Source organism: Ekhidna lutea, from assembly GCF_900188325.1.
Classification (GTDB): domain Bacteria; phylum Bacteroidota; class Bacteroidia; order Cytophagales; family Cyclobacteriaceae; genus Ekhidna; species Ekhidna lutea.
Window position 1 is genome coordinate 37,766 of record NZ_FZPD01000001.1, and the last position, 7,831, is coordinate 45,596.

The 7,831-nt window shown below is 38.8% G+C and carries 6 protein-coding genes; 5 read left to right on the top strand and 1 reads right to left on the bottom strand.

The features are described 5' to 3' along the window. Position 1: 1 nt before the first annotated feature. Positions 2-430: a ribose 5-phosphate isomerase B gene (gene rpiB / locus CHB71_RS00160; protein WP_089354855.1), complete on the top strand. Its 429-nt coding sequence runs from the start codon at positions 2-4 to the stop codon at positions 428-430. On the opposite strand, the gene CHB71_RS00165 is transcribed toward rpiB, so the two are convergent. After that, entirely contained in the window at positions 420-1,754 is a 1,335-nt protein-coding gene (locus tag CHB71_RS00165) for a hypothetical protein (protein ID WP_221406652.1), read from the bottom strand. The two genes, rpiB and CHB71_RS00165, sit on opposite strands and share 11 nt — an antisense overlap. A gap of 130 nt (positions 1,755-1,884) precedes the next feature. Between CHB71_RS00165 and rbfA the strand changes: the two genes are divergently transcribed. The 4 genes from rbfA to CHB71_RS00185 all read left to right on the top strand — a co-directional run bounded on the left by rbfA (position 1,885) and on the right by CHB71_RS00185 (position 7,782). Then, entirely contained in the window at positions 1,885-2,247 is a 363-nt protein-coding gene (rbfA, locus tag CHB71_RS00170) for a 30S ribosome-binding factor RbfA (RefSeq protein ID WP_089354857.1), read from the top strand. After that, entirely contained in the window at positions 2,244-3,470 is a 1,227-nt protein-coding gene (locus tag CHB71_RS00175; RefSeq protein ID WP_089354858.1) for an ABC transporter permease, read from the top strand. The genes rbfA and CHB71_RS00175 overlap by 4 nt, the downstream gene beginning before the upstream one ends. Positions 3,471-3,547: 77 nt before the next feature. Further along, positions 3,548-6,460 carry a DEAD/DEAH box helicase gene (locus CHB71_RS00180; RefSeq protein ID WP_089354859.1) on the top strand — a complete coding sequence of 971 codons (2,913 nt, stop codon included), beginning with the start codon at positions 3,548-3,550 and terminating at the stop codon, positions 6,458-6,460. A 44-nt stretch (positions 6,461-6,504) separates the two neighbouring features. Continuing rightward, positions 6,505-7,782: a PDZ domain-containing protein gene (locus tag CHB71_RS00185; protein WP_089354860.1), complete on the top strand. Its 1,278-nt coding sequence runs from the start codon at positions 6,505-6,507 to the stop codon at positions 7,780-7,782. Positions 7,783-7,831: the final 49 nt, after the last annotated feature.

Sequence of the window (7,831 nt, forward strand, 5' to 3'; positions counted from 1 at the left end):
CATGAACATAGCAATAGGTGGCGATCATGCCGGATTTCAATATAAAGAGCGACTCATAAAACATCTGCAAGATGCGGGACATACCCTTCGGGATTTCGGACCGAAAACAGAAGATTCTGTCGATTATCCCGATCATGTTCATCCGCTAGCTCAGTCAATCACAGCCGGAGACTTTCAACTTGGGATTTTGATTTGTGGAAGTGGAAATGGGGTAGCAATGACTGCTAACAAGCATGTAAACATCCGTGCTGCTCTTTGCTGGAATACTGAATTAGCAGCACTGGCCAGACAACACAATAATGCGAATATCATTTGCCTCCCAGCACGATTTGTTGCTTACGAATATGCTGAAAGTCTGGTGGATACATTTGTAACCACTGAATTTGAAGGCGGTAGACACGAGCGTAGGGTAGACAAAATCAATTGTTGATTTTTCTGTACATGTCCTGACCTACTACTTTGTAGGTTTCTTCTATCTTAGGAAATCGCCGTGTGATTTTTGGCATTATCCCTATTTCATCAATGATTATTTCCGGATTCGCCCGTAGAAATAATTGATAAAAGTTACTTGCCGAGTTATAGTAATCAAGTCCCTTTAATGCCTTATTCGTAAGGTGCGTATTGAAACATGGGGTAAGAACCTTCGATCCGGTGTAATAAGAAAGGTTAGCACCAAGTATCATGGTGGGTGATTCTTGAGTTTCGTTGTGTACAACTTTGAGTTCATTGTAAATATTCGAATATGAATAAATACTGAACGTCAGAAGCCCAAAAACAAGTAACAAAGGCATTAAGAATTTGAATATTCGCCTTTTTAATAAAATAAAATAATGGGTCCAGAAATATGCAATTACAGGAATCACAAAAACTAGTTCATGAAGTGATTTCTCATTGGACAAAAAGAAGGTAGCAATACCTCCTAAAAACATGAGCCAGATCACTTGCTGTATTTTTTGTTGGAAGTTTGTCAGTCGGGCAGATGACCATGTTTTGAAAACTGATAAAATAAAAATCAAGAAGAAGCCAACACAAATGACAAAGATGTCTGTCGCTGATAATACGGATTCTGTATTCATCAAAAGATTTTGTACCAGGTAGCTATCGACAAAATTCCAAAACCCACCACTCCAATAGAAATAAAGACCACAAAGAGAAAAAGCGAGCAAAAAACTAAACAAATAAAGTAATAGCCTTCTTGTAACCGCAGTTGAAAACAATATTAATGCAAACAGAAAGACAAGGAAAAACACCATAGATGGTAGGTAGATCATGGTCGCAATACCAATATAGATGCCAGAATTCAAGAACAATTCATCCGTCACCTGATTATCGATTCTCCTTAACACATTTCTTAAGGCTAATAAGATGAAAGTCAGACTAAGCAGCTGCGGCGATAGTGCCATGAAGTCCGGTACAGAAACCATTAGAATCATATAAAGAAATGCAGGTAGATAACCATTTTCATCATAGGCCTTATTCTTTAGCAATAGCTGATTGAAAATGCCTGCCTGAAAAATGATAACAATTGAACTAAACCCATAGTGGATGAATGAAGTTCGTCCGAAAATCCAGAAAAGGTATTTGTAAATAAAGACAGCAATTGGTCCGGTGTAATCGTACGTTTCATCATACATTTTGAACCCCTGGTTTAGCCACTCTCCAAGCAAAAGCCATTTTAGCTCATAGTAAGACTGGCCTTCAATAAAATATCCTTGTACTAACCGTACAATCACCATCAGTACAAAGATGATCACGAGTCTGTAAGGGTCATTTATTCTAAAAAATCGTAACAATTAGGTGCTATTTCGTATGGAATGTAAGATTACGTTCGAAATTAGAGTATTTGCTCAAACCACTTAAAGATTATCTTAGGATATTTGTAACATGGAAAGCAAGCGGCAGATAAAATACGGTAAACAACTACAAAAAGACCTGGCTGAAATATTTCAAAAGGATCCAAATTATTATTTTGGATCATCACTAGGTACAATCACGGAGGTAAATGTCTCTCCTGATCTAGGTCTTGCCAGAGTATATCTCAGCATATTCCCCATCAACAAGGCTGAAGACGTTTTTAAAAATCTGGAGAAAATCAAGAGTGAAATTCGACTTAAGCTCGGTAAAAAAATAGGTGATCGGGCCAGGATAGTTCCAGAGATCGCGTTTTTCCACGACGATACCGAAGAAAAAGCCTCTAAGATGGATGTCATTATTAACAAGTTGGACATTCCACCTGAAAAAGAATGAATTTTCCCTTTTTCATAGCAAGGAAATATTTTCTATCCGGAAAAAAGAAAAATTTCATCAATGTCATTTCCATAATTTCCATGGTGGTGGTTTCTATTGGCACGATGTGCTTGATTATTGCATTGTCTGTTTTTAATGGCTTGGAAGGTTTGCTTCGATCCATGTATGGCAATTTTGATCCAGATATTGTAATTACACCCACTTATGGAAAATCTTTTGAATCGAATTCGGACCATCTAGCTAAGATTCGTTCGGTCGATGGCATTTTAGGAGTATCTGAAGTCATTGAAGATAATGTACTAGTAGAGTATAAGGAGTCTCAACGCCTGGTTCGAATGAAAGGAGTAAGCCGTGATTTTGATAAATACAGCGGAATCAAAAATGTGATGGTAGCTGGTGAATTTCCACTGGTCAGAGATAGCATCGGGTACGCCTTGATAGGCAGAGGGGTTCAGTATGACCTTTCATTGAGCCTCAAAAACGACTTTTACACACTTCAGATGTACTATCCAAAAGATATCGCTCCTGGCGTTGTGAATCCATCGCGGATGTACAATCTACTTAACATTATCCCAGGGGGAATTTTCGCAATAGAAAAATATTATGATGACAATTATGTGTTTGTTCCAGTCGAGTTTGCAAAGGATCTGTTGAACTATGGAAATAAACTAACTTCTTATGATGTCTATCTACAGGAAGATCGTGATCCTGCTACAGTTAAAAAGCAAATTCAGGCCAACTTAGGTGAGCAATTCAAAGTAAAGTTGGGTGAGGAACTTCACAGTGATCTCTATAAGGTTCTAAAAATCGAAAAGTTGTTCGTGTTTTTGATTTTGGTAGCAATCATTGGCATTGCCTCCATTAATATCTTCTTCTCTCTTACCATGCTGGTGATTGAAAAGAAAAAAGATATTTCAATACTCTTTGCCCAAGGAGCTTCCACTAAGCTTATTCGGAATATTTTCCTTTATGAGGGCAGCATTGTTGCCTTTTCAGGTGCAGGGGTGGGGCTAATATTAGGTATATCATTAAGCTTATTGCAGCAGCATTTTGGATTAGTGGGAATGGGTATGGATACAGCTGTAATAAACAGTTATCCAGTGAAAATAGAAGTGACTGACATACTACTTACAGTAATCGCCGTAATTCTGATAACCATTCTTGCTTCTATTCAACCGGCTATCAAAGCAAGCAAATCTTTTTCTACTCAAACATTGCAGTAGATAAACTCTTCCATGTTTATTCGTGTTTCGCTATCGAATTTTTACTATTTTCGAAGTTTATCTGATTTCTAAAATCTGTGAAAGTATCACCTGACCAGCCATTTGAACTTATCTACTCGCTCTATGATCATGAGTACCTGGGATATCTAATTGAGTCCTTTGTTGTACAACTGAATGACAAGGGAGAGTTAAGCTATTCTCATCAAAATATTTCAGCCAAGAATGCGAAAGAATTCAGTTCTAAACTTGATGAAAACGATTTCAAGATCATCAAGTTAATGGATGAAATTCAGCAGGATCATGTCGCACATCACTTTCAGAAAAAGAGACAAAAGCCAGAAGAATTCTTTCTAAAAACCTATGATAAAGAAACCGGCGACAAGCTTTTACAACGTGAAATAGATGCTTATATCGAAAGACGGAGGTCTCAGATTCTTTCACTTATTGCGGGGAAGCGCCTGTTTGAAATGGGTAAAGATGGTGAGCCTGCATGGAAAGAGATAGAGGTCGTAGATGAAAAAGCTACAATCCTGTTTCACTTCAGGAAAAACGAGGACAATACACACTATTTTCCTACCATCAAGCTGCAAGGTGAAAAAGTTGATTTCCTAAATAATGGCAGCTATCTCTTGTGTAGCGAACCCGCATGGCTTGTTGCAAATGAACGATTATTTACTTTTCAAAAACCGGTAAGTGGGGGCAAGCTCAAACCTTTTCTTAAAAAGAAGTTCATTCTCATCCCTAAAGATATTGAGGAGACCTACTACAAGAAATTTGTAGGTCCACTTATCTCAGAGTTTGATGTTTACGCAAAGGGATTCGACATAGTAACACATAAGCCTACACCAACGCCAAAAATCACGGTAAGTGAGCTTCAAACCAGTCGAAACGCTTCACTTTTTGATGATAATGGTAATGCTGCAACAGTTGAGAATGACAAGCTGCTGCTGGAACTTTCGTTTGATTATGGAAAGCACAATTTCAACGCAGATAAGCTGAGTAAGGTGAGTGTGTCAATGGAAAAACAAGCAGATAATTACACTTTCCATCGCATTAGTCGTGACCATGAAGGTGAAAAGGGAATTATTGAACAACTCGCTACCAAAGGCCTTGAGCTCAGAAACTCACGTGTGACTTTGCCAAAAACTATGGCATTCGACTGGATCGGTCAAAACAGTGATCTCCTTCAAGACTTCATTATCACTCAAAATCAGCAGGGAAAGAAGTTTTTCGTTGGTGAGTCTACCATCGATCTTGAAGTAAGTGAAGGAGTTGATTGGTTCGACCTAAAAGCTAAAATAAGATTTGGCAAATTCGAAATACCATTTGAAGAAATTCGTAAGTGCATATTAAAGGGTAAGACTGAAATTATGCTTCCAAATGGAGAGATCGGTGTAATTCCTGAGTCCTGGATCTCGCGCTATAAAGATCTCTTTGCTTTTTCTTCTCAAACAGATAAAGGCATCACACTCGACAAGATACATGTATCTCTGGTGCAGGAACTGAAGGAAGGTGATCTGGCCAAAGTAACCATGGATCGTAAGCTGGAAAAGCTACTCACATTTGATAAAATGGAGGATTATTCCGTCCCTCAGCACTTTCAAGGAAACCTCCGCCCTTATCAGCTTGCAGGTTACAACTGGCTTAGGTTTTTGGAGGATTACAACTTTGGTGGCTGCCTTGCAGATGACATGGGTTTAGGTAAAACCATCCAGGCACTTACATTGCTTCAGCATCAGAAAAATGAAACTCCTGATAGTACCAGTTTGCTGATAATGCCAACATCCTTATTATACAACTGGGAAATGGAAGCCAAAAAATTTACTCCGGGACTGAAGATCCTTAACTATACCGGTATTAATCGGGTAAAGAAGAGTGACCGCTTTGGGAAGTATGATATCGTGATCACCAGTTATGGCACCACTCGCGTTGATGCTGATATTCTGGGAGAATTTTATTTCAATTATATCATCCTGGATGAGTCGCAAGCCATAAAAAACCCAGACTCGCTCATCTCTAAAAAGGTGAAGGAGCTTAAATCCAGAAGAAAGCTAATCTTAACCGGTACACCTATTGAAAATAGCACACTGGATCTTTGGTCTCAAATGAGCTTTGTCAATCCTGGTCTTTTGGGTAACGAGAGTTACTTCAAAAAAGAATACCTAAAGCCTATTGAAAAGAAACGGGATGAGCAAAAAACGAAAAAGCTCAATTCACTAATAAAGCCATTTCTTCTGAGAAGAGAAAAAAGTCAGGTGGCAGATGACCTTCCTGAAAAGGTTGTTAACGTTAGATTCTGCACCATGTCAGATAAGCAACGTGAGTACTATGAAAAGGAAAAAAATGCCTTTCGAAGTAAAATCATGGATGTTATTGAGAATGACGGTATTGGAAAATCTCACATGGTGCTCCTTCAGGGATTAACCCAGCTTAGACAAGTTGCCAACCACCCGCTGATGGTAGATCCGGAATATGAAGATGGGTCTGGAAAGCTGGAGGAGGTTACTTATATGATTGAGAATTCCGTTTCGAAAGGACACAAAGTATTAATCTTCAGTCAGTTTGTGAAACACCTAAAAATCGTTTCTGAGTACCTCAACAACCAGGGAATGCCCTACTCTTACCTTGATGGGTCTACGAAAGACAGAAAGCAACAGGTAGAGCGATTCCAAAATGACCCGGAAGTATCCATTTTTCTAATTTCTCTGAAAGCCGGAGGAACAGGTTTAAATTTGACGAAAGCTGACTATGTGTTTTTACTTGATCCTTGGTGGAACCCTGCAGTTGAAGCTCAGGCAATTGATCGAGCTCATAGAATAGGACAAACCAAAAAAGTATTTGCTTACAAGTTTGTGAGTAAGGATACAATCGAAGAAAAAATCATAAAACTGCAGGAGCACAAGCAAAAATTAGCCTCCGATTTAATCACGGTAGAAGAAAGTTTCATAAAAAGTCTATCACAAGGCGACATTAAAGACCTGTTTGACTAATTTATATTACTCAAATAAGGGTTGGATTTTATCCGTGTTGTTAGATGAGTGTAATTCATTACGTAAGAGACTTTTATATGAGAAACCCGATAGTAAGTCTGGTCGCATTCATTCTACTGCTTAATACATGCTTGTATTCTACAGCCTCCGGTCAAAAGGAGTTTGGCTTCAAGATGCCTGAGGACGTCCGTAAAATAGAATTCCCTTTCGAGCAGCACAACAATCTTATCATTATTCCAATTACAATAAATCGATTCCTTACACTTAAGTTCATATTGGATACAGGGGTTGAAAACGCAATCCTTACCGAAAAGCTATATGCCGACATTCTGGATGTAAACTACATCCGTGAAATAACAATCGATGGGCCAGGTTTGGTAGATTCAGTAGAAGCATATATTGCCAATGAAGTTACGTTTAGTCTTCCAGGTGGTGTAATCGGGCATAATATGAGCATGCTGGTCCTGAAAGAAGACTATCTAAAGCTATCAGAAAACCTTGGGGATGATGTACATGGGATCATTGGCTATGACATTTTTTCCAGGTTTATCGTAGATATTAATTATGATGATAATGTCATAACACTATATAACCCTGCGAAATTCAAAAAAAACAGACGCTCCGTTGAAGTACCAATCTCCATTCGTGGAACCAAACCATTTATTAACGCATCCATTACTCAGGATGGGAAAAAAGCGAATCTGGATATTATGATTGATACGGGAGCAAGCCACGCAGCGCTTATTGACTATAATTACCTCGATGGCGTGGATTTACCTGAAAAGACAATTACCACAAGACTAGGAAGAGGTATTGCGGGAGAAATACCCGGTCATGTTGGCAGGATGGACTCAGTAACGATAAATTGTTTTGACTTCAACAAAATGCTCGTTTCAGCACCTTTCGAAGGAGCGTATAATAAGCTAATAAAGCGTGGGGCACGTGTGGGTACGTTTGGTGGTGAGCTCCTCAACAGATTTAATGTCACATTTGATTATGCCTCCGAAAAAATCTATCTCACAAAGAGTGATAAGCACAAAGATCCTTTTGAGTTTGACATGAGTGGAATGGCACTCAATGCCATAGGTCCAAGCCTGGATACACTCAAAGTAGTGAACGTAGATAAAGGAGGACCAGCATTTCAGGCTGACATTAGAGAAGGAGATATAATCAAATCAATAAACGGCAGAAGCCTCAGGTCTCATACCCTATCAGAAATTTACAGCTTACTACAGTCGAAGGATGGGAAAAAAATCAAATGCAAGATTTTGCGTGATGGTGAAAAACTCAAGATTAAGTTCAGATTAAAAAGGGTTATTTGAAAAGGACTGTCTCGGAGGGTGAAACTCTCCTGAGGCAGTCCTTTACTAA